We start from the raw sequence: 18841 nt of genomic DNA, 5'->3' as shown, positions 1-18841 counted from the left end.
TCTACCGTTGACATCACCTTTTTTCAACAACAGGACGCTAGTCAATAGTGAGTAGCGTTTTTTAATAAAAAGGAGAAATAGATTCCTTGCCTTAGAAAAAATTTTCACGATCCCTTCACACATAACACTACAATAAAGCTCATATAAATAAAGGTAGTAAAAAAATCAACATCCTTTCATCGTCATAACCAATTCTAAAAATACTTCCAGCCTATTAAATCTTAAGAAAATCTTCAGGTTCTACTAGGAAATATTTAAGATTCGCTGTGTATAATTATAAAAAAAGGAAATTAACGAAACCATTTGAAGATTTAAAACGTATTGGTAGTAGGAGAGAGAATATTAAGTAGGTGAAGATATGGCACATACGATTTACATAGTATTAACCAAAACAGGGACGTTATTATCAAAAGCGATCGGCATGTATACGGGCAAGGAGATGAATCATGCATCCATAGCCTTTGATGAGGGGCTTTTTGAGATGTATAGCTTTGGTCGAAGGCAATTGAACAATCCGTTAAGTGGTGGCTTTTTACGAGAGGATGCAGAAAGAGGGCTATTTGAGTGTGCGGATTGTGTTATTTATCGCTGTCGTATATCCCATTATCAATATTTAGATATGACGAAAATTGTCCGTTATATGTATTGGAATCGAGATCGCTATAAATATAATTTTATCGGACTTTTTGGTGTGGTGATGCAAAAAGAAGTGAGACGTGAGCGTGCTTATTTTTGTTCCCAGTTTGTAGCGACGCTACTAAAGGTGGGAGGGCTAAAAATAGTTCAAAACCCAGCATTAATGACGCCTCATTGTCTGGCGCAATTACCGTATTTAGAGAAAGTATTTGCAGGGAAACTGGCAGATTATTTACAAACGGTTCGTGAACCAGCTATGCTATATGGTTAACATACACTACCTGACGTTTAAATCGTAAAATAGACACTCACGCGACAATCTTCTATTTTGCAAGAGGATTGTCTTTTTATCTTTCAACAGAAAAACGCCCTTCATTATCAGTGGTGAGATGAATATACAAATTGTAGTTTTTTATTCAATGGGTTTCTCAATACTAGTCGAGCCAGCTCGAAAAAACTGAACGCAATTACGCTAAGGCGCCATCAATATTAGTCATATTTACCCCATATAGAATGTCAATAAACCTAGTTACTGGAAAGTGGGAAATGAGTCTTATTCCTGTTAAAAGAGTCACCATAAAATTGCTATCATAAATAATAGATACGTACGTTCTACGAGTGAATATCAGCAAGGAGGATATGGAAATGAGTGATGAAATAGCAGCAGTTGGCTGGGATGCGATTGATCAGGCATTAGCACAGGTATATGGTGAGCAGGAGCCAAAGCATTATGGAACTTTAATTCCCTATTCACTAGGAGGACAAGATCCTTTAGATGGAATTAGTGTTTATAAAAGCGAAACATCCATCCCACATTGGCATTTTGTTACATATGGCTTTTCGGAACTATATGAAAAGGAATTTGAAAACAAGGACTATAGTGGATATGGATTTGAATTAACATTTCGACTAGTACGTCAACTAGATGAGGAAGAGCCACCTGCTTGGGCATTGAATTTACTACAGAATATGGGCAGATATGTGTTTAATAGTGGAAATGTTTTTAGAGCCGGAGATTATTTGGATGCAAATGGTCCGATTTGCCTTGATGCTGACACGCAATTAACTGCACTAGCCTTTACACATGATCCAGAGCTTGCTGAAATTGATACACCAAATGGCAAGCTGGAGTTTATCCAAATGGTTGGTATTTCAGAGGATGAGTTAGAAGCGATGCAGACGTGGAATACGCTTGGTGTACTACAGGCTGGCATGAAGCAAATACCAAGCTATACTACGGATTTAACAAGAACTTCTCTCTTACAAAATCCTGAAGTCGCCGAGGCAGTTGTGCGAGGAATGGAGGAAGATGGTTCTAATACGGGGTTTCTTTTCGTAGATCAACTCGCTTGGGAAGTAGAAAAAAAGAGTTGGTTTAACAAACCGTCTAATGTTGTTCAACTTGGGGCAAAGCAAGCAGCTGTCATTAGTAAATTATTACGTGGACGCATTCTGAAAGATAAAGATCTTACCTTAGTCGGTCAACAAATAACGATCATATTTAGAGCAGGCCCACAGGTAGGCTATTCTGAGAATGGTCAAGAAATCACGATTACATTGAACAAGGCAGCAGTAGAAGAATTAAGTCAGAGGCTGATACCGCAAGAAAGTCAATTCACTATTTCTTCTTTAGCTGGCGTAAGCTTTCAAATTTTGAAGACACATATTAAAAATCAAGAAGGAGCGGTTGTGAAAACAATCGGATAAGATGAATCTCTCGCTAAGGCTTTAGCGGGAGATTTTTCTCTAACAATAGAAAGGGAAGATGTACAGTGAAGCAGTGTGTAGAGCATTTTCTAGCGGCTGTGTGGGAGCAACTCACGGCTGTTTATCAACAAGAGAGTAAACGAATAACAGGGCTGAAAGAGCAAAGTAAGTTACAAGCAGGCATCCTTCAATATTTGAAAGTTGCCTGGAAAAAGGGAAAAAGTCCGAATGGCACAATCTTTATAGATGTTTATGAGCCATTTAGTTGGAGTGATAGTTCCTATAAGGTGGAAGCGGGTTCATACATACAAGAATTTACAGATGTCCAGCATATTGAAGAGCTTTTTAGTGCTTTATGTACTAAAACAGAGGAAGTATTTCAATCTGAGCAATACGGTCCCCGATTTTTTGATTACCGCTTTGAGGTAGTGCTGGAATTTGAACATGATAAAACGGTGCTTCATTATCAAAAGGAGCTGTTGAATAATCGTAAACAAGCGTCAACGAAACAAGTGCTGGCAAGTTTTATAGAAACAAAGGTGATGGCAGAGCTACCAGTCAGACCAAGTGACAATGATGAGTTTTTCCTTGCGAAGCATTTGGTCAATCCACATTTTTTCCATCAAACAGCTGAGGAAGTTGAACCACTTATTCACCGGCTTCAAGAAAAGCATCGGGCGAATAAAGAACGTTTAGACCGATGGATTTATTATTATACAATGGCCTTTAAGCAGTGGGCAGAGGAGCATTTTTTAACGCACTATTTTGAACAAGCGGGCAATTATAGGAAAGAGTGGGTATTGAAAACAGAGGACTCGGTACAACAACTAGAGCAGGAAAAACTAGATTTCTTTCTTTATGTCGCGTTGAAGGTTGGTCAAAAAGAGCCAGCCACACGATTAGAATACTTGGAACTTGCGAAGCAGCTTGGCTCGCTGCAGGCAGCTAATTATTTGGAAAAAGGAAGCGGGCGTTTTGAAAGTATTAGAAAGCGGGATGTATGCCAAGGACAGGCAAATGATATTTTACAAACGATTGATATACGAGTGATGGTAGAAGAGGAAAACGCTTATCGTGAAGCCCTTTACTATATCATTCAACTGCTACAAGAAGGTTTTCCAAAGGGCTATAAGCTGACTTTAAAGAGTAAAGCGAAAAATTATCTTCCAATTAAAAAGTTAGCTAAATCAAAGCTTCATCAGTTTTTCGCCAATTGCCTACAATATCCAAATCTTTTCCCTTTATTAGCGGACTATTCCGAGCTTGCTATGGAGGAATTTGCTTGGTATCAGGATGTTGAGCCGAGCGAAAAATCAGCTATGCCCAGCACCTATGCGGTTTTTGGATTAGGGCTTTATAGTAAGGATTATTTTCCGCTTGTTCAACGATACATGTTACTCGTTGATACAGAGCATCAATCCGTGCAAGATGCTTATGCGGAAGCCTTTCTTGAAGCTCATGGCTTATCAGTAGAGATGATGCCTGTGTTTGTAGCTATTTTACTTGGTGCAAGTGAATCAGCTAAGCCAATAAAGAACATTGACATCATGGATTTAGATTTGCTCGTGGCACTCGGACAAGAACTTGAACAGAAAGCAGATTATCAGCGTCCATTTGTTTTATATCGAATATTCGGTAGTTCCAAGAAGCTTGCTCAGCGACTAAAGCAAGAATCAGCACCCATAAGGGAAGAGCTTGAGAAATTACGGCAATGGATGGATTCCTGAAGGGGGTAGACGAATGGAATGGACGGAAGTGAGTAAATCCAAGGATTTAGAGGTCGTTCGGGAGGCCATTAGTAAATTAGATGTAAATGAGCGAGATGCACGTGGGAGAACACCATTGATGCTTTTTATAACGAATCGAATGCCACATGAAGGAATCAAGCTTCTTTTGGCACAGCATATAGACTTGGAGGCACGAGATAAGCTTGGTGATACAGCGCTTAAAAAAGCGGTAAAGTTTAAGCAGAAAGAAGTGATTTCTTTACTACTTGCAAAGGGTGTAAATTTATCTGAGCCAGAGGGGATTACCGCGACAGCTTGGTTTGTGGCAAGGGAGCATGCAAGAATAGCTGATTTATTGGTAGATACACCAGGTGCAATCCGTCTAACTTTGAATGCAGAAGAACAACAGCAAGTTGATGCCATTTTATACGAGGATTCTCTCAATACAATGTGCCAGCGCATAAGCAAGGTATCATCTGCTGTTATTTTACATGCCATTGTCAATAGCTATAACTGGGATGATGGCCCCGAGCCTATGCTCGCAGCATTAGCTAATCCAGTTTGTGCCCCTATTACCATGCTAGACATGTATGAGCTAATGGAAGGAGAATATTGGCTAGCACTAACAGAGGAAGAGATAGCGAGTTCCAATTGGAAGCGACCATGGAAAGAGATGGCACTAACCTTACAAGAAAAATTAAAGTGCTAGCTAGCGAGGAGAGAGTAATGGACCAAAAAGCAAGGAAAATATTAATGCAAACCTATTGGCAATCTGGTGGATGGCGTTCAGGTGGTTATACCTATACAGAGGAAGATTTTCAATATGCTAAAAGTAAGGGCTTGATGTTTGATCGATTAACGATTTCCCATGATGAATGTGTACAAAGATTGCAACAGCTTCACGAGAAATTTTTAACAAAGGAGCTTGTGGTAAAGGCATTTTTGCATAGCTTATCGACGCGCAAAGTACATTTACGTAGTGCCTTCTCGAGCTGGGCTCTAACGCATGATTTACCAATGCATACGTATGATGAACAACCTGTGGCATTGGTCTCCTATAGTGGCTGTGGCTACTGTAATGAGCGGAAAATCATGTCCAATGATACGTATGTCAATGAAGATTTAAATGTGCTTAATTTTGAACGCATCAAGTGGGGAGGGGTTCGCCTCAATTGGCTTGTCTATTGTTTACTAGACTTAGAATGCCTAGTGAAAGAACAAGAAGCATTGAATGTAAGTGAGGATGACGTAGCCATCTTAAAACAGATGGTAGCAGCAATAGAATTCTGTAACGACACAGATGCAGCTAGACAACTTGAAAAGCGCTGGAAAGATGTTTTCAAGTCCAATCAACATGAACGAGATGTGGTCATGGAAATCTGGGGTTACGCGGGACTACTCGTATCAAAGGATGATTATCGCAAGGAGCGTGGACGTGGAACGGATTTTATGTCAATGGCTACTTGGAGAGGACAGGATGGCTATTCACAAGAAAAGATGAAGTTTTACTTTGGCTCCTACCTATAAAAAGGAGCAGTATTCGATCAAAAAACGCACCAAAGGATGCTGAGAATTATTGATATAGCGAAGGAATTTTAAGAGCGCATATCATAATGGACTGCTGCCATGGTCATGCACTAATAATGTGCCAATTTTATGTTTACCAGAGCTTTACTACAATAAAAAAAGAGAGGTGCAGTGAGATGGGGGCTTGGGGATACAAAGCATTGGAAAGTGATGAAGGATTAGATGTAGTGGCGTTGTTACAGGAGTTTATGGAACAGCAAAAGGAATCCAATCAGCTAACATTATCGGGTATTGTACAGGCAATGAAACAGCAAGGCTTTTTTGGTAAAACATTTGAGGATATTGATTTTTTCTACGATATAAGTGCCCTGGCTTTGGCAGAACTTTATAGTCATTATCTGCATACGGGAACCATTTATGGTCAAGAAAGTAAGGATAGGCAAATACAATGGATAGTAGATGAAAGCTCTTTGACATTTATATTGCGGTATTTACAGGACATTAGAGATGAAGTATCTGATCAACATGGTAGTAGAGAGATTGTAGAATTATGGCAAGAGTCCAAGAGTTGGCCCGAATGGCAGTCCAACTTAGCCTATCTTATTCAGACGGTGGAACAAGCGATTAACCGTTTGCCACAATAAAAATAGTTGGAGTGATTGGAAATGACCTATGATTTTTGGATGATGGCTTCCATCATGGAGTTCGTTGAATATCCAGATGAGACAAGCGATGACTATATAGCACATCCAACTTTACAGACGATCATGGATGTGCTTGGAATCCAAGTACCTATAGCAGAGATTTACGAACGTTATTTTGGTCAATCCATTCATACAGGACATGTTTTAGTATTTGCGAATAAGAAGCAGCCACATGTCTGTGTGGTACTTGATACTTATCGAGATCCGCTCGATCAACTGGATTTAATTCAATTTGGCTGGAGAGTGAACACAAAAGATGTTCACCTAGTAAGACAGCTGACCAGAAAACTATTTGATAATTGTGAGGAGAGGATTCGTTATGAGGAAGGGCAATCCATTCTCTACCAGGTATTACAAGAACAACACTATCCTCGAAAACTTTACTATGGGACATTATATGAACAACAGCTGAAGAAATTTTGGGTATGATAGCATCAAAAAGGATTCGTAACACCTTCTATAAAAAGTGAACGAATCCATATGCTAGAACCTATACAAAGAAAAAGCTGGATAGAGATAACGCAATTGAAATGATCACAATAGGTCCAATCATTTTCATATGTCGTTTTCGTGCCATTACAACAATCGCTACATATTCACGAATCATCGCATTTGGCCAATAATAAAAGGCTGTCTTAGAGCCAATGCCCTGACTATCTAAGCCCGCGAGTCTTGCATAAATACCCGCACGAAAAAGATGAAAATTATTCGTGGTGAAAATACTGTTGTAGGCTTCACCCTGTTTCCGGGCATCCATAAGCTGCTTAGAAAATAACATATTTTGATAGGTATTCACAGAGCGGTTCTCCTGAAGTGTTTGCTCAATGGGTATGCCTTTTTCAATCGCATATCGTTGCATCGCTTCAGCTTCGGGTAGATTTTCATCAGGACCTTGTCCACCAGAGAAAATAATGGTAGGTGGAGTAGTCACTGCTGCTTGCTTATGATAGAAATCAATTGCCTTTTGAATTCTACTAGCTAAAAGTGGAGGCACCTTATCATTAATTAATCCACTGCCTAGCACAATAATAAAATCTTGATTCAATCGAGGGCGATTGAATTGGTAGAGAAAATAAGCAGATAAAAAATTGGATAAATGGATAAAAAAATAAAACGTAATGAGTGAAATTCCACCAAAAATGGGCTGGAGGTGGACTGAAAACAAACTTGCTGGATTGAGAATCGGTAATAGGATAAAAAGTAAAATGCCAATGGCCACAAGTAATGTTAAGGAATTGGCTAAACGTCTACCTTCTCGCTTCATTAATACTCTCGCATTTAAAAATAAACCAAACATTAAAGCAACAATGCCAAAAGGAATTAAGATGAAAAGAGCAATTAGTGGAATAATGACAATCAGCCTTAAAAAGTAATGGTCAGATGCCAAAGATAGAATGACGCAGAATAGCAGAAATGAACAGACAAATAGATTAAAGAATAGCCCGTTGATCATTTTTCTTGGGTCTTTGAAGTAAGAAATAAGAAAAACGATGAAAAGAATCAGTGGAATAATGCCAAAATACATACAAAATACACCTCTAGTGATGGAGTTGGTTAATGATATCTCTATATTATAAGTAATTATTGGATGAAATCAACCATCGATGAAAAAGTGGAGGGGGAGCATCTAGAAGCTCCCTCTATTTTTTGTGTGTACGATGATAGGTTTTATTGAGGTAATGAATATATTGGGTGCGGGTCAATCCACCCGTCTGGCGATTAAAGTCATCGTAGGAGATATCTTCTGGTAAATTAAATTCAGCGAGTGCCCGCTGACGATCTTCGTGGAAGTGAGGATGATCTAGCGACTCTGTTACAATTCCTTCCTCTTGCTTCAACCAATCACTGGCAACGCCTGCATAAACACCATGATTGGTAAAACGGCTAGCTGTTTGATAAGAAGTGGAATGTGCAGGTTTACTAATTGTTCCTGTCCCCCAGGATAGACGATATCGGGGCTCTTTCCCATAGTTTAGTGTCACGCCATAGCCCATTGGAAATACAATATCGGATTCTGTTAACATTTTATGGCCTATCTTTTCATAGCATCCTCGCATAAAATGGTCATCCATCACAATATGGGTTTGAGGGGCCAATGGAGCAGATATGATTTCCTCAAGAGAAGGCAGGCGCTCAGTCGTTGTCAATAAATAGGGCCGTACAAACAATGGCATTGTCATTACATTATGCCAAATACTATCTTCTCCAAATAGATGATCCTTTTGCATTTGTCGTAAATCGCCAATGACAAGCACATAGCCATCTACAAATAAATCGATTTCTACACGAAAAATATCACCTGGCACAGTCTTATAGCGTAGACTTTTCATCTTGGTTAGCTTTTCTAGCTTGTCTGAGTAATCTGCAGGAAGCTGGGAGGGAAATTGCTGTAACCAATTCAAGAGAGCCGACTTAGTCGTTAAATGCTCAAAGCCTGTTAATGGTAGCTGGTAATATGTTTTAGTGTTACGAGCCGTGATATAGCTAGATGGATGGTTTTCATTACCTAGTCCAGCAGAAAAAACAACGCCTGCAGCTTTCACAGCGGAGATATTGGTATAATTCAATTTCTTTTCTTTTCCACGCGCGGTTTGAGGGACAATGACTTCACGATTACGCGTTAAAATGTCAACATCCGCTTCTTGGTAGCTATGCTCATTCACGAAAATTCTTTTTTTAATGAGATCACCTTCAAGGCAAATAAAATAATCCTCTCGAATCGGAATCGTTTCCCAATGTGCTTCTAAAGTATGTAGGCCGAAATAGGGGCGCAATGAATTGGTTAACCAACTAGTAAATGGTGTCAATCGGATTTCCTCCTAGCTATTGTTTTGTATTTTGGTCAAGTATACTGAATTTGGTGGTTGTCGAAAATAGCTTAGATGGAAAATAGTTACTTTTATGCAGTGATAATAATTGCTTTTGGAGCAGATGCCTACCTTTTTCTTCAGGCTATAGAACTGCTATAATGACAGACAGAGGTGATGAATATGCATATTGTGACGATTGAAGGCATACCCTATGCTTGGCTTGAACAATTACAATAAATCCACGCGCACGTTTTTGATGGAGCTAATTTGCCACTCGAAAAGCTAGAAAAGAAAGAAGGCCTTCTTTGCATATTGGCAGTGGAAGATGACACATTGATGGGCTTTAAACTAGGCTACCCACATCCAGATGGTCTTTTTTATCTTGATTCATCAGAAAACGCCACCTCTATTGGTGATGGGATGAATGCACAATTGTTCTCTTTGATTTAATGTGTGTCCAAATACCGACTGAATCAAGATAAAAGCCCCAGCGGATGTCACAGATTTTGAAGAGGAGCTTTTCGAGCAAGCTCGAAAAAATCTGGACGCAATTACGCAAAGGTGTAATTGATAGTTGGTTGGGTGGCGTTCATGTGGCACATCGAGGTCAGGGAATTGCAAGTCAATTAATGAAACAACAGCATGAACATATCAAGACATTAGGCTTTTACAAAGTTCGTACATATGGAAGAAATACATTCAAAGCCATGCTCATTACCAACCTCAAACATGGTTTCGATATACGATCAACATTTATTGATGAAAAAGGCAGACATAAAATTATGGTTGAAAAAACAATTGATGAAGGAGTTTTATACATGAAAGCATATTTAGCAAATGGGTTATTTTCGTTAGGCGATCGTTTTGTAAATGAACAATTGGCAGCAGCTATTCGCGAGGCAGTGCCAGGCATCGCATTATACCTACCCCAGGAGAATGAAGCCATCAATGATAAATCTGCCTATGCAGATAGCTTAGCGATTGCCCAAGCAGATTTAGAGATGCTACAGAGTAGCGATGTTCTGATAGCTGTATTAGATGGGGTGGAAATCGATTCTGGCGTTGCCGCAGAGATAGGTGCGTTTTCGATGCTGAATCGTCCTATTATTGGTGTGCTAACTGATGTTCGTCAGCAAGGGCGGGACAATATGCAAAAAATAGAGGCACTGATCCGAGATGGGCTAGAGAATCAGTTTGTTTATCGTAATTTATTTGTTGTGGGGTTAATTAAACGCAATGGCATGATTACATCTTCTATTGAAGAGGCTGTAAAAGCCATACAAAAACTACAGAACGGGGAGGCATCATGATGCTATTAGCTACATCAGACATGGTGGCAGGAAAAGATATTATGGAAACATTAGGGCTAGTGAAAGGGAATTCAGTTCAATCTAGAAATATTGGTCGTGACATGATAGCAGGACTTCGCAATATTGTAGGTGGAGAAATGAAGGAGTATGCGGAGATGCTTGTGCGCTCTCGTGAAATTGCCACAGAGGCAATGGTAGAGGAAGCCAAACAATTAGGTGCAGATGCAGTTGTAGGCGTTCGATATGCTACTTCATCTGTCATGGATGGTACATCCGAAGTATTGGTATATGGAACAGCTGTAAAATTCAAATAAAAGAGTAGCAGGACTTTCATTCAATGAAAGTCCTTTTTCAATGGTTAAAAAGTGACACATTCATCTAAAATGCTGTAAAATTTTAGTTAATTATGTCAAAAATACAGTCTATTGTGCTGCTTGAATGGTGATTTATTATAGGATGCGTATAGTACAAATTATACCAATAAAGTAGAAGTTTTATCTTGATTCAGTTTATAGATAATGAGATGAATGCACAAATGGAGTAGGTGTCAAAACACCAACTGAATCAAGATAAAAGCCCAAGCGGAGGAGGTCACAGATTTTGAAGAGGAGCTTTTTGAGCAACTCGCAAAAAATCTGGACGCAATCAGTAGAAGGGCTATTTATGGCCAATATACTGCAAGCTGGGCATGATAGAAGAAAGAGTGGGATATATGGTAGATTCACAACAAGGCAAAGGCTATCGCGTACTATCGATGTTTGATCGCTTGATGGATGGCCAAGGAATCAACAAGAAGCAAGAAGCATTGACACATCAGGTTGGCGAAAAAACCATACAACGGGATATCGATGAAATTCGTACGTATCTAGAAAAGGCTAAGCTAGATTACCATTTACAATATGTGCGTTCAGAAAAAGTGTATAAATTAATAAATACAAAAAACAATCGTTTATCTAAAGAACAGGTACTAGTCATCGTTAAAATTCTGATTGCCTCAAAAGCTCTCGTAAAATCGGATATTGGTGAGATCATTGATCAACTTCTCTCACATGTAGCAGTCGATCCACTGTTATTAAATGAAAAAGTTGTATATGAAGATCTTCATCAAAACAAGTCATTATTGTCCTTAATATGGGGAATTTCCACAGCCATTCAAAAGAGAAAGGTCATTACCATTGATTATTTACAGGAGGGTGAAGCGATTCCAACTGCAAAAATTTTAAAGCCGCTCGCTGTTATCTTTTCAACACATTATTTTTATTTGATAGGAGATAATCAAGACATCCCAACTGTTTACAGAATGGATCGTATTCAGCATTTTCGTGAAATGGCTATCAATTTTGAATTTCCATCTGTACATCCATTACAAGTAGAGGACGCTAATGACCTTACTCATATACGTCTTCTCTATAAAGGTCGTTCTCCTGAAATAGTCTACAGTCGTTTCCCAACAGCCCACCTAGTTTCACAAAACAATCATGAATATGTTTTTGAGGCAGAAGTGTTGGAATATGGCGTGAAAGAGTGGTTGCTAAGTCAAGGAGCCGATATGGAGGTATTAGAGCCAATTGAACTGAGAGAAGAGATCATTGAGACCGTACAAGCTATGCAGCAAAATTATCGTTACATATAAAAACCCGTGTGTACATGCACGGGTTTTTACGCTTACTGAAACAATTGTTTGATAAATGTCATATCGATATCCTTAGTGAGCTTATAATCTTTCATGTAATTTTCCTCATATAAATACACGAATAAATGCTGGTCATCATCTAAACGCAAGCCAATTTCCCTGTTGTCATTAATTGAGAGTGTTAGCCAGTATGCTTCATGAGAATCAGAATTCGAAAACCACACCTTTTTTAAAGGTAGGTCCTTGAACGGTAGCATAATTTGATTGATTTCTGCTGCGTCAGTAATCGTTACTGTTTTTTCATCTGAGGAACGAATAATTTCAATCTCATGAATTTCCTCCATTTCGAGACGTTCTGTTACCTCTGTTGTAAAATCGGTGTCTCGTGTTAACAGCATTGTCGAGATATACAGAATAAGTAGTGGTAGTAAAATGCCTAGAAGTAGTTTGTATCTTTTTTTCATGCTCGTCTCCTTAAATTCTAAAAATTCGCACATATGTATTCTTTTCCACGCTATAATTGAGCATATACTGAAATGATGAAGGAAGGCAATTAAATGACACATAATCATGAAGAAAAAGAACTATTTTACCCAAGTGGCATCATCATGTATCGAGGTGGCGTCAAGAAGAATGATTTTGGTCACGATATTTATGACGGCAAAGGCTCGCTATTTGATCAAGAGGGAGAATTATTATTCGAGGGTGAATTCGTCAATCATATGAAGCAAGGCAATGGCATTATGTATTTGAAAGGACAACTCATTTATCAGGGTGAATTCATACAAAATAAAAAACAGGGTCATGGCATTTTATATAAGGATGGGCATATCCATTATGAAGGTCATTTTCGCAATGATTTAATGGATGGCTATGGTGTTTTATATTATGAAGAAGAAGTAATTAGCCCTTATCAAACACTACGAGCACAGTATCCACATTTAAATCAACCGCAGTATGAGGGTGACTTTGTCCACGGCATGAAAAAGGGAAAAGGCAAGCAATACTATCCAAATGGATTTTTACAATATGAGGGTGATTTTATTTGGCATCATTTGCAAGGGGCTGGGAAGCTTTATTATCCTACGGAATCACCAACAGCTGAGGAGCTTGCACGTGGTGTAACTACACTTCACTATGAAGGTCATTTCTTTGAGGACTTAAAGCATGGTAAAGGCAAAGTATATGCTAGGGATGGAATACTAGAAGCGGAAGGGCAATTTAAAGAGGATATGATGACAGGGCAAGGAACGCTCTATTATGCCAATGGGCAAGCTTCCTATATTGGTGACCTCGTTCAAGGCAAAAAACATGGACGAGGCGATTATTATAATGAAGAAGGCAAAATTATCTATAGTGGTGAATTTATCAACGATGAGCGGTTACGCATTACACCTGAAGTCGAGCAAGAGATTGCCAAGCTACAAAAACAATTAGATAGTCTTGTAGGTCTTCCGAATGCAAAGAAGGAATTACATAATTTAATAAACTTTATTAAAATTCAAAGTCTGCGTGTGGATCATGGTTTAACAAGCTTTCCTATTACGTATCATCTTGTCTTTTCGGGCAATCCAGGCACAGGTAAAACAACAGTGGCACGCATTATTGGCCAAATCTACAAGCATCTTGGCGTCCTTTCAAGTGGGCATTTTGTGGAAACCGATCGTGCAGGGTTAGTCGCTGGCTATGTTGGACAAACAGCATTAAAGGTTCAGGAAGTCGTTAACAAGGCAAAGGGCGGGGTACTTTTTATTGATGAAGCCTATTCATTAATGAATGATAAACAGGATGCATTTGGGAAGGAAGCTATTGATAGTTTATTAAAGGTAATGGAGGATCTACGTGATGACTTAGTAATTATTGTTGCGGGCTATACAGAGCTAATAGAAGAATTTTTACAATCTAATCCAGGCTTTAAATCTCGCTTTAATCATTTTGTACAATTTGATAATTTTAGCACGGATGAACTCTATGATATTTTTGCGATGCTTTGTCAAACGAATGATTATCAATTTGGCGAAGCATTTGCCCAACATATGAAAACACAACTACGTCATATGCCGATTGAAACCATCCCTAATTTCTCGAATGGTCGTTATATTCGAAACTTGTTTGAAAAACTAGTGACGATCCAATCAAACCGATTGATTCAACAGGCAATAATCTCGAGAGAAGAACTCATGACATTTGAGGAGCAAGATATTTTACAGGGCATTGCTGAAAAGTTGTTTGACAATACTTTTTAAGACAAGGAGTAGACGCATGAAAAAGCTATTAGTGTTTATTTTAGTGTGTGCATGTATTTTACCACGACTAGTAACAGTTCATGTTACAGTGAATAATCATATTAATGTACGCCATAAAAACGATAAAAGTTGATGAAAGATGTATAAAGTGGTAATATAAGACAAAACATACGCTAACGTATTTTTTGGAGGGCGATTATGCAAGTAACGAAAGAGGATTGGATTAGAGCGGGTCTAGAGCAATTAGCAGAAGCAGGGGTCCATAAAGTAAGTATTGAAGCACTGGCTCGATCATTAAACATTAGTAAAGGTAGCTTTTATCATTATTTTCGTGATCGTCAACAACTTTTAGATGCCATGCTAGACTATTGGGAAAACCATGCAACAATGGCCATTATTCAAAATATGGAGCAAGTTGATGCTACTTTAGAGCAGCTTTTACGGATAAGTTTTCACAAAAATAAAAAGATGGAGATAGGTATTTATGCTTGGGCCAAATATGATTCAGATGTCGCAACGCGTATCGTTCAAATAGAGGAGCAGCGAATAGCCTGTGTGGCGACACTCTATCAAAAAAGTGGTATAAGCATAGACGAATCCACTGATCGTGCAAGATTAGCTTATTTAACCTATATAGGCTGGATGACACGATTTGAAGCCAATCCTCATTTCGATCTCGAAAAAATGATTAAGCTGTTAATACAGTAAGAAGGTCTCTCAGAGCTAATATGGGCTTTGAGGGACTATATTTAACGCTAGAACATACGGTAGCGTATGTAAATGTGAAGAGGAGGTAGAACATGTTTATTTTATCAATTGTCGCAGTGGTACTATTAGGGCTCATTAGTATCCTACATATTTATTGGGCCTTTGGTGGTCGATGGGGTACAGAAGCTGTTATTCCTATGAAAGAAGGCAGCCAACAAGCCGTTTTTACGCCTAGAAAATGGGGAACGCTCTGTGTTGCCATGCTGGTGATGCTAGCAAGTGGTATCATCCTTGTACAAGGAGGCTTCATGCCATTTTTTCAAGCCTCTATTTTTTCAAAAGTAGGAAGTATCGTTTGTGCGCTAGTATTTTTGCTACGAGCAATTGGTGATTTTAAGTATGTTGGTATTTTTAAAACGATTAAGCATTCCACATTTGCTCAAAATGATTCAAAATGGTATAGTCCTTTATGCTTGTTTCTTAGCTTTGTTTATGTGCTGGTGTTAGTTTAACAGCAATTTTACTTTAATAAGGGGAGCAGAATGGGGGATATAAAATGGAGCAAATGATCTACTTACTTCGCCATGGTGAGACAAATTATAATACACAAGGGAGATATCAAGGACAGCTTGATTCACCACTCACTGAGCGTGGTCGGGAGCAGGTTCAGCAAAATGCGCGCATGCTGAAATCACTCATTGGCGATGCAGATGAATGGACCATCCTATCAAGTCCAATGGGAAGAGCCATGCAAAGCACAGCCATACTTTGTGAAACACTGGGCTATGACAGCAACAAGGTGAGGCAGGATCCACGTTTAACAGAGGTTGCTGTGGGACAATGGGCTGGATTAACCATGGCGGAAATACAGCAACAATGGCCTGCCTTGTTAACGAACACAGATGCCTTCAATTGGTATTTTCGTGCACCAGATGGGGAAACCTATGAAGCGGTTGTAAAGAGATTAACTGCTTTACTTGAAACGATTCAACCACTTTCAAAAGTGATTGTTGTCTCGCATGGCTTGACTGGTCGTATTTTACGCGGCGTCTATGCGGGTCTAAGCAAAGAAGAGACACTCAAGTTAGAGGTTTCTCAAGATGTAATGTTCAGATTAACAAATAAAGAGATGACAAGAATTAGTTCAAATTTCGATGATGATTTTTACCTGTGAAAATATTTGAGCGCATCCCATTTTTCTCAAGGAATATTCAGAAATGCCGCCTCTTATAATGTGTAGGAGGCGTTTTTTATGAAAAAATGGATGTTATTAGGCTGTATTTGTATTATGGTTTTCTTATTTTATTATACAAGCAAAACATATGAATTCACACATCTAGAACTGCCATCATTACATAGTCGAAATGCTTTGTTACTCAATGAACAGGGCGAAGTATTATACGAAAAAAATGCGGATGCTATTATTTATCCTGCATCCTTAACAAAGATCATGACAGCCATCGTTGCCATAGAGATGACAGATAATTTACAAACACAAACCATTGTAGAGCCCCAAACGATTGCGAACTATACGGCACAAAATGCTTCGATGGCAGGCTTTCAGGCAGGAGATTTTGTCACGACGGAGGATTTATTGTATGGTACACTCCTTGCCTCAGGTGCCGATGCAACAGGAACACTTGCAGATGCTGTCGCTGGCAGTGAGGGCAAATTTGTCACGTTGATGAATAACAAGGCGCAAGAATTAGGCATGCATGACACATATTTTGTTAATACCAGTGGCCTACATGATGAGGCACATGTATCCAGCGTGCGGGATATCAGCAAGCTTCTGCGGTATGCATTAGAAAATCCTACCTTTTATCAAATATTTACCTCAAAAAGCTACACAACTTATGTACCCAATCAATTAATCATCACAAACTCATTATTTACAAAATTACCGGGTCTAGACAGTCCGATAATAGGTGGAAAAACAGGCTATACCCCAGAAGCAGGACTGTGTCTGGCGACCATAATCGAGAAAGAAGGGAAATCTTTTTTATTCATTACAACCAATGCTCCTAGCTATATATGGACCCCACCCCCACATATTGAAGATGCCCTAACGGCCTTCGAAGCTTTATAGCAGGAAAATTAATGAAAAGACCTCAACTTTTTCATGGTTCCTAACGTCTTAATAAAAAGGGGGATTATATAGCTGAGGTTCGGTGGTGGATAACCAGCTTTTTATAGGAACCATCAAATACGGGGAGAGCTGCTGCTCAAAGAGGTGAGAGCCCTCTCCCAGTAAGGAGAAGGTCACTCACCTAAGTCCGTAGGCCGTTTAGCAGCATGAGAAAAAGGAGCTAACAAAAAATCTACAAAATAAGCCACCATCATTTAATTATCATAACCTATGCATAGTTTCTCAGTAAAAAGGGAAGGAGGAATGTATAAGTATTTACTAAAATACGAATTTTAGTAGCATTGTAAAAGGGAATCTAGTTGATTATTACTATTTTATGGCAGGGTTGTTTACTCTATAATGAAAGTTAAATCTTAGCAATTTTTTAGCAAACAGACATGGAAGACATCTAAGGGCGGTGTAGAACAATGAAAAAATTTTTACCCTTTGCCATCGTTTTGACGTTTATGATGTGCATCTTGGCAGGGCAACTTTCAGTAAATGCTGAAGGGTCAGTGGTGATTCACAAGGTAGTCAAAGATACGGTTATTTTTGAAGAAGCTTCTACGAATAGTGCGGAGATCGGGGAGCTTGCGAAAGGAAGCTTTGTTTCAGTAACAAAAGTAAGTAAAGGTTGGACACATATTCAAACGCCAGAGCAGGAGGGCTATGTCACATCGGATGCTTTAGTCAAGTTGAAGTCTGAGGGATACCTAGTGATTCAAAAGGGTGGTACAACATTATTTACAGCCCCAAGTCAACATGCCCAGCATGTAGGACAGCTCTATGAAGGACGAATGATTTATGTATATGGCACAGCACCTGGTGGTTGGTCTTTCGTTCAATATGGCGAGGAGATAGGGTATGTAGCGACAAACGCATTAAAAAAACCAGCTCCAACGAAGAAAAAAATTAATGCTGTTGCTGGTGCTGAATTACGTTTAACAGCTAGTCCAAACGGAGAAGTTCTTGGAACACTTCCCAATAAAACGACTGTCCAGTATTACATAACACTTGCTGGTTGGGCTTATGTAGAAGCAGGTGACCAAAAAGGGTATGTCAAAGCTTCTGAGCTAGCCGATATTCAGTTAATAGATAATAAAATTTATAATAAAGGTGTGCCAGTAGCAAAAGGCGCAAAAAAACGGGTAGCCTTAACATTTGATGATGGGCCAGATGCTAAGGTCACACCACAAATTTTGGCAACATTAAAGAAATACGATGCCAAGGCTACATTCTTTATGGTAGGTAAAAACGTGTCAAGAAATGCTACAATCGTTAAACAAGTCTATGAAGCAGGACATGAAATCGGAAACCATACCTTGAGCCATAAAAAATTAACGACCTTATCTATAGCAGGCGTTAAACAAGAAGTCAATGGCACTAGTAACGCTATTTATGCAGCCATCGGGCAGTATCCAACTGTTTTCCGTCCACCCTATGGAGCGACCAATGACCAAGTACGTTCTGTCATGACAATCCCCTCGATTTTGTGGTCGATTGATACACTGGATTGGAAACATCACAATCCAGATAAAATTTTAGCGTATGTCAAAGCCTCTGTAAAAGATGGGAGTATTATTCTAATGCACGATATCCATCAAACGACAGCCAATGGTTTAGAAAATGTTATTCTTTATTTACAAAAACAAGGCTATGAATTTGTTACAGTAAGTGAGATATTACAATAATAGAAAAGCTTTGC

Annotated in this window: 20 protein-coding genes; 17 read left to right on the top strand and 3 right to left on the bottom strand. The window is 39.0% G+C overall.

Going from position 1 to position 18841, the window contains the following annotated elements; all coding sequences use genetic code 11:
* Positions 1–358: 358 nt before the first annotated feature.
* The 7 genes from LCP48_RS13530 to LCP48_RS13500 all read left to right on the top strand — a co-directional run bounded on the left by LCP48_RS13530 (position 359) and on the right by LCP48_RS13500 (position 6730).
* Positions 359–907, top strand: coding sequence for a hypothetical protein (locus LCP48_RS13530; protein ID WP_004225024.1), 549 nt, complete (start codon positions 359–361; stop codon positions 905–907).
* Positions 908–1281: 374 nt separating this feature from the next.
* Positions 1282–2343, top strand: coding sequence for a suppressor of fused domain protein (locus LCP48_RS13525; RefSeq protein ID WP_004225027.1), 1062 nt, complete (start codon positions 1282–1284; stop codon positions 2341–2343).
* Between the two features lie 65 nt (positions 2344–2408).
* A complete protein-coding gene (locus LCP48_RS13520) occupies positions 2409–4070 on the top strand; it encodes a DUF6138 family protein (protein WP_004225030.1) in 1662 nt (553 codons plus the stop codon).
* A 13-nt stretch (positions 4071–4083) separates the two neighbouring features.
* Entirely contained in the window at positions 4084–4779 is a 696-nt protein-coding gene (locus LCP48_RS13515) for a DUF4274 domain-containing protein (protein ID WP_004225032.1), read from the top strand.
* Between the two features lie 17 nt (positions 4780–4796).
* The gene (locus LCP48_RS13510; RefSeq protein ID WP_004225034.1) at positions 4797–5597 is read left to right on the top strand and encodes a hypothetical protein; all 801 of its coding nucleotides are present in this window, start codon (positions 4797–4799) and stop codon (positions 5595–5597) included.
* A 176-nt stretch (positions 5598–5773) separates the two neighbouring features.
* Positions 5774–6241 (top strand): DUF4259 domain-containing protein, encoded by a 468-nt coding sequence (locus tag LCP48_RS13505; RefSeq protein WP_004225035.1) that lies wholly within the window; start codon positions 5774–5776, stop codon positions 6239–6241.
* A 21-nt stretch (positions 6242–6262) separates the two neighbouring features.
* Entirely contained in the window at positions 6263–6730 is a 468-nt protein-coding gene (locus LCP48_RS13500) for a hypothetical protein (RefSeq protein WP_004225036.1), read from the top strand.
* Between the two features lie 61 nt (positions 6731–6791).
* Here LCP48_RS13500 and LCP48_RS13495 read toward each other — a convergent pair whose 3' ends face one another.
* Together LCP48_RS13495 and LCP48_RS13490 are read right to left on the bottom strand one after the other, a co-directional pair.
* Positions 6792–7826, bottom strand: a complete 1035-nt coding sequence (locus LCP48_RS13495; RefSeq protein ID WP_004225038.1) for a YdcF family protein — start codon at positions 7824–7826, stop codon at positions 6792–6794.
* A gap of 115 nt (positions 7827–7941) precedes the next feature.
* A complete protein-coding gene (locus LCP48_RS13490; RefSeq protein WP_004225040.1) occupies positions 7942–9108 on the bottom strand; it encodes an immunity 26/phosphotriesterase HocA family protein in 1167 nt (388 codons plus the stop codon).
* A gap of 270 nt (positions 9109–9378) precedes the next feature.
* On the opposite strand from LCP48_RS13490, the gene LCP48_RS13485 reads away from it, so the two are divergent.
* The 4 genes from LCP48_RS13485 (at position 9379) to LCP48_RS13470 (ending at position 12054) form a co-directional block, all read left to right on the top strand.
* Positions 9379–9561: a hypothetical protein gene (locus LCP48_RS13485; protein ID WP_009370365.1), complete on the top strand. Its 183-nt coding sequence runs from the start codon at positions 9379–9381 to the stop codon at positions 9559–9561.
* Between the two features lie 143 nt (positions 9562–9704).
* A complete protein-coding gene (locus LCP48_RS13480; protein ID WP_225340281.1) occupies positions 9705–10421 on the top strand; it encodes a nucleoside 2-deoxyribosyltransferase in 717 nt (238 codons plus the stop codon).
* The gene (locus tag LCP48_RS13475) at positions 10421–10735 is read left to right on the top strand and encodes a YbjQ family protein (protein WP_004225046.1); all 315 of its coding nucleotides are present in this window, start codon (positions 10421–10423) and stop codon (positions 10733–10735) included. The genes LCP48_RS13480 and LCP48_RS13475 overlap by 1 nt, the downstream gene beginning before the upstream one ends.
* Before the next feature lie 398 nt (positions 10736–11133).
* Positions 11134–12054 carry a helix-turn-helix transcriptional regulator gene (locus LCP48_RS13470; RefSeq protein ID WP_225340280.1) on the top strand — a complete coding sequence of 307 codons (921 nt, stop codon included), beginning with the start codon at positions 11134–11136 and terminating at the stop codon, positions 12052–12054.
* A 32-nt stretch (positions 12055–12086) separates the two neighbouring features.
* On the opposite strand, the gene LCP48_RS13465 is transcribed toward LCP48_RS13470, so the two are convergent.
* The gene (locus LCP48_RS13465; RefSeq protein ID WP_225340279.1) at positions 12087–12518 is read right to left on the bottom strand and encodes a hypothetical protein; all 432 of its coding nucleotides are present in this window, start codon (positions 12516–12518) and stop codon (positions 12087–12089) included.
* A 93-nt stretch (positions 12519–12611) separates the two neighbouring features.
* Between LCP48_RS13465 and LCP48_RS13460 the strand changes: the two genes are divergently transcribed.
* The 6 genes from LCP48_RS13460 (at position 12612) to LCP48_RS13435 (ending at position 18827) form a co-directional block, all read left to right on the top strand.
* Positions 12612–14300, top strand: a complete 1689-nt coding sequence (locus LCP48_RS13460) for an AAA family ATPase (RefSeq protein ID WP_004225052.1) — start codon at positions 12612–12614, stop codon at positions 14298–14300.
* 198 nt (positions 14301–14498) lie between these two features.
* On the top strand, positions 14499–15008 hold the full coding sequence (locus LCP48_RS13455) for a TetR/AcrR family transcriptional regulator (protein WP_225340278.1): 510 nt from the start codon (positions 14499–14501) through the stop codon (positions 15006–15008).
* A gap of 92 nt (positions 15009–15100) precedes the next feature.
* Positions 15101–15520 carry a DUF3995 domain-containing protein gene (locus tag LCP48_RS13450; protein WP_004225058.1) on the top strand — a complete coding sequence of 140 codons (420 nt, stop codon included), beginning with the start codon at positions 15101–15103 and terminating at the stop codon, positions 15518–15520.
* Between the two features lie 44 nt (positions 15521–15564).
* The gene (locus LCP48_RS13445; protein ID WP_004225061.1) at positions 15565–16182 is read left to right on the top strand and encodes a histidine phosphatase family protein; all 618 of its coding nucleotides are present in this window, start codon (positions 15565–15567) and stop codon (positions 16180–16182) included.
* 78 nt (positions 16183–16260) lie between these two features.
* Complete coding sequence (locus tag LCP48_RS13440) at positions 16261–17097, top strand: D-alanyl-D-alanine carboxypeptidase family protein (protein ID WP_004225068.1); 837 nt, start codon at positions 16261–16263, stop codon at positions 17095–17097.
* Between the two features lie 467 nt (positions 17098–17564).
* Entirely contained in the window at positions 17565–18827 is a 1263-nt protein-coding gene (locus tag LCP48_RS13435) for a polysaccharide deacetylase family protein (protein WP_004225069.1), read from the top strand.
* Positions 18828–18841: the final 14 nt, after the last annotated feature.

It is taken from the genome of Lysinibacillus capsici (assembly GCF_020217405.1).
Taxonomy (GTDB): Bacteria; Bacillota; Bacilli; order Bacillales_A; family Planococcaceae; genus Lysinibacillus; species Lysinibacillus capsici.
Note: the sequence above shows the minus strand (reverse complement) of the source record. Positions and strands in the feature narration are given on the sequence as shown.

Excerpts from the sequence above, each read along its gene's own strand:
- LCP48_RS13515 (WP_004225032.1), top strand. The coding sequence starts at position 4,084 with ATGGAATGGACGGAAGTGAGTAAATCCAAGGATTTAGAGGTCGTTCGG.
- LCP48_RS13500 (WP_004225036.1), top strand. The coding sequence starts at position 6,263 with ATGACCTATGATTTTTGGATGATGGCTTCCATCATGGAGTTCGTTGAA.
- LCP48_RS13470 (WP_225340280.1), top strand. The coding sequence starts at position 11,134 with ATGGTAGATTCACAACAAGGCAAAGGCTATCGCGTACTATCGATGTTT.
- LCP48_RS13510 (WP_004225034.1), top strand. The coding sequence starts at position 4,797 with ATGGACCAAAAAGCAAGGAAAATATTAATGCAAACCTATTGGCAATCT.
- LCP48_RS13475 (WP_004225046.1), top strand. The coding sequence starts at position 10,421 with ATGCTATTAGCTACATCAGACATGGTGGCAGGAAAAGATATTATGGAA.
- LCP48_RS13460 (WP_004225052.1), top strand. The coding sequence starts at position 12,612 with ATGACACATAATCATGAAGAAAAAGAACTATTTTACCCAAGTGGCATC.
- LCP48_RS13530 (WP_004225024.1), top strand. The coding sequence starts at position 359 with ATGGCACATACGATTTACATAGTATTAACCAAAACAGGGACGTTATTA.
- LCP48_RS13465 (WP_225340279.1), bottom strand. The coding sequence starts at position 12,518 with ATGAAAAAAAGATACAAACTACTTCTAGGCATTTTACTACCACTACTT.
- LCP48_RS13435 (WP_004225069.1), top strand. The coding sequence starts at position 17,565 with ATGAAAAAATTTTTACCCTTTGCCATCGTTTTGACGTTTATGATGTGC.
- LCP48_RS13505 (WP_004225035.1), top strand. The coding sequence starts at position 5,774 with ATGGGGGCTTGGGGATACAAAGCATTGGAAAGTGATGAAGGATTAGAT.
- LCP48_RS13440 (WP_004225068.1), top strand. The coding sequence starts at position 16,261 with ATGAAAAAATGGATGTTATTAGGCTGTATTTGTATTATGGTTTTCTTA.
- LCP48_RS13525 (WP_004225027.1), top strand. The coding sequence starts at position 1,282 with ATGAGTGATGAAATAGCAGCAGTTGGCTGGGATGCGATTGATCAGGCA.
- LCP48_RS13455 (WP_225340278.1), top strand. The coding sequence starts at position 14,499 with ATGCAAGTAACGAAAGAGGATTGGATTAGAGCGGGTCTAGAGCAATTA.
- LCP48_RS13445 (WP_004225061.1), top strand. The coding sequence starts at position 15,565 with ATGGAGCAAATGATCTACTTACTTCGCCATGGTGAGACAAATTATAAT.
- LCP48_RS13495 (WP_004225038.1), bottom strand. The coding sequence starts at position 7,826 with ATGTATTTTGGCATTATTCCACTGATTCTTTTCATCGTTTTTCTTATT.
- LCP48_RS13450 (WP_004225058.1), top strand. The coding sequence starts at position 15,101 with ATGTTTATTTTATCAATTGTCGCAGTGGTACTATTAGGGCTCATTAGT.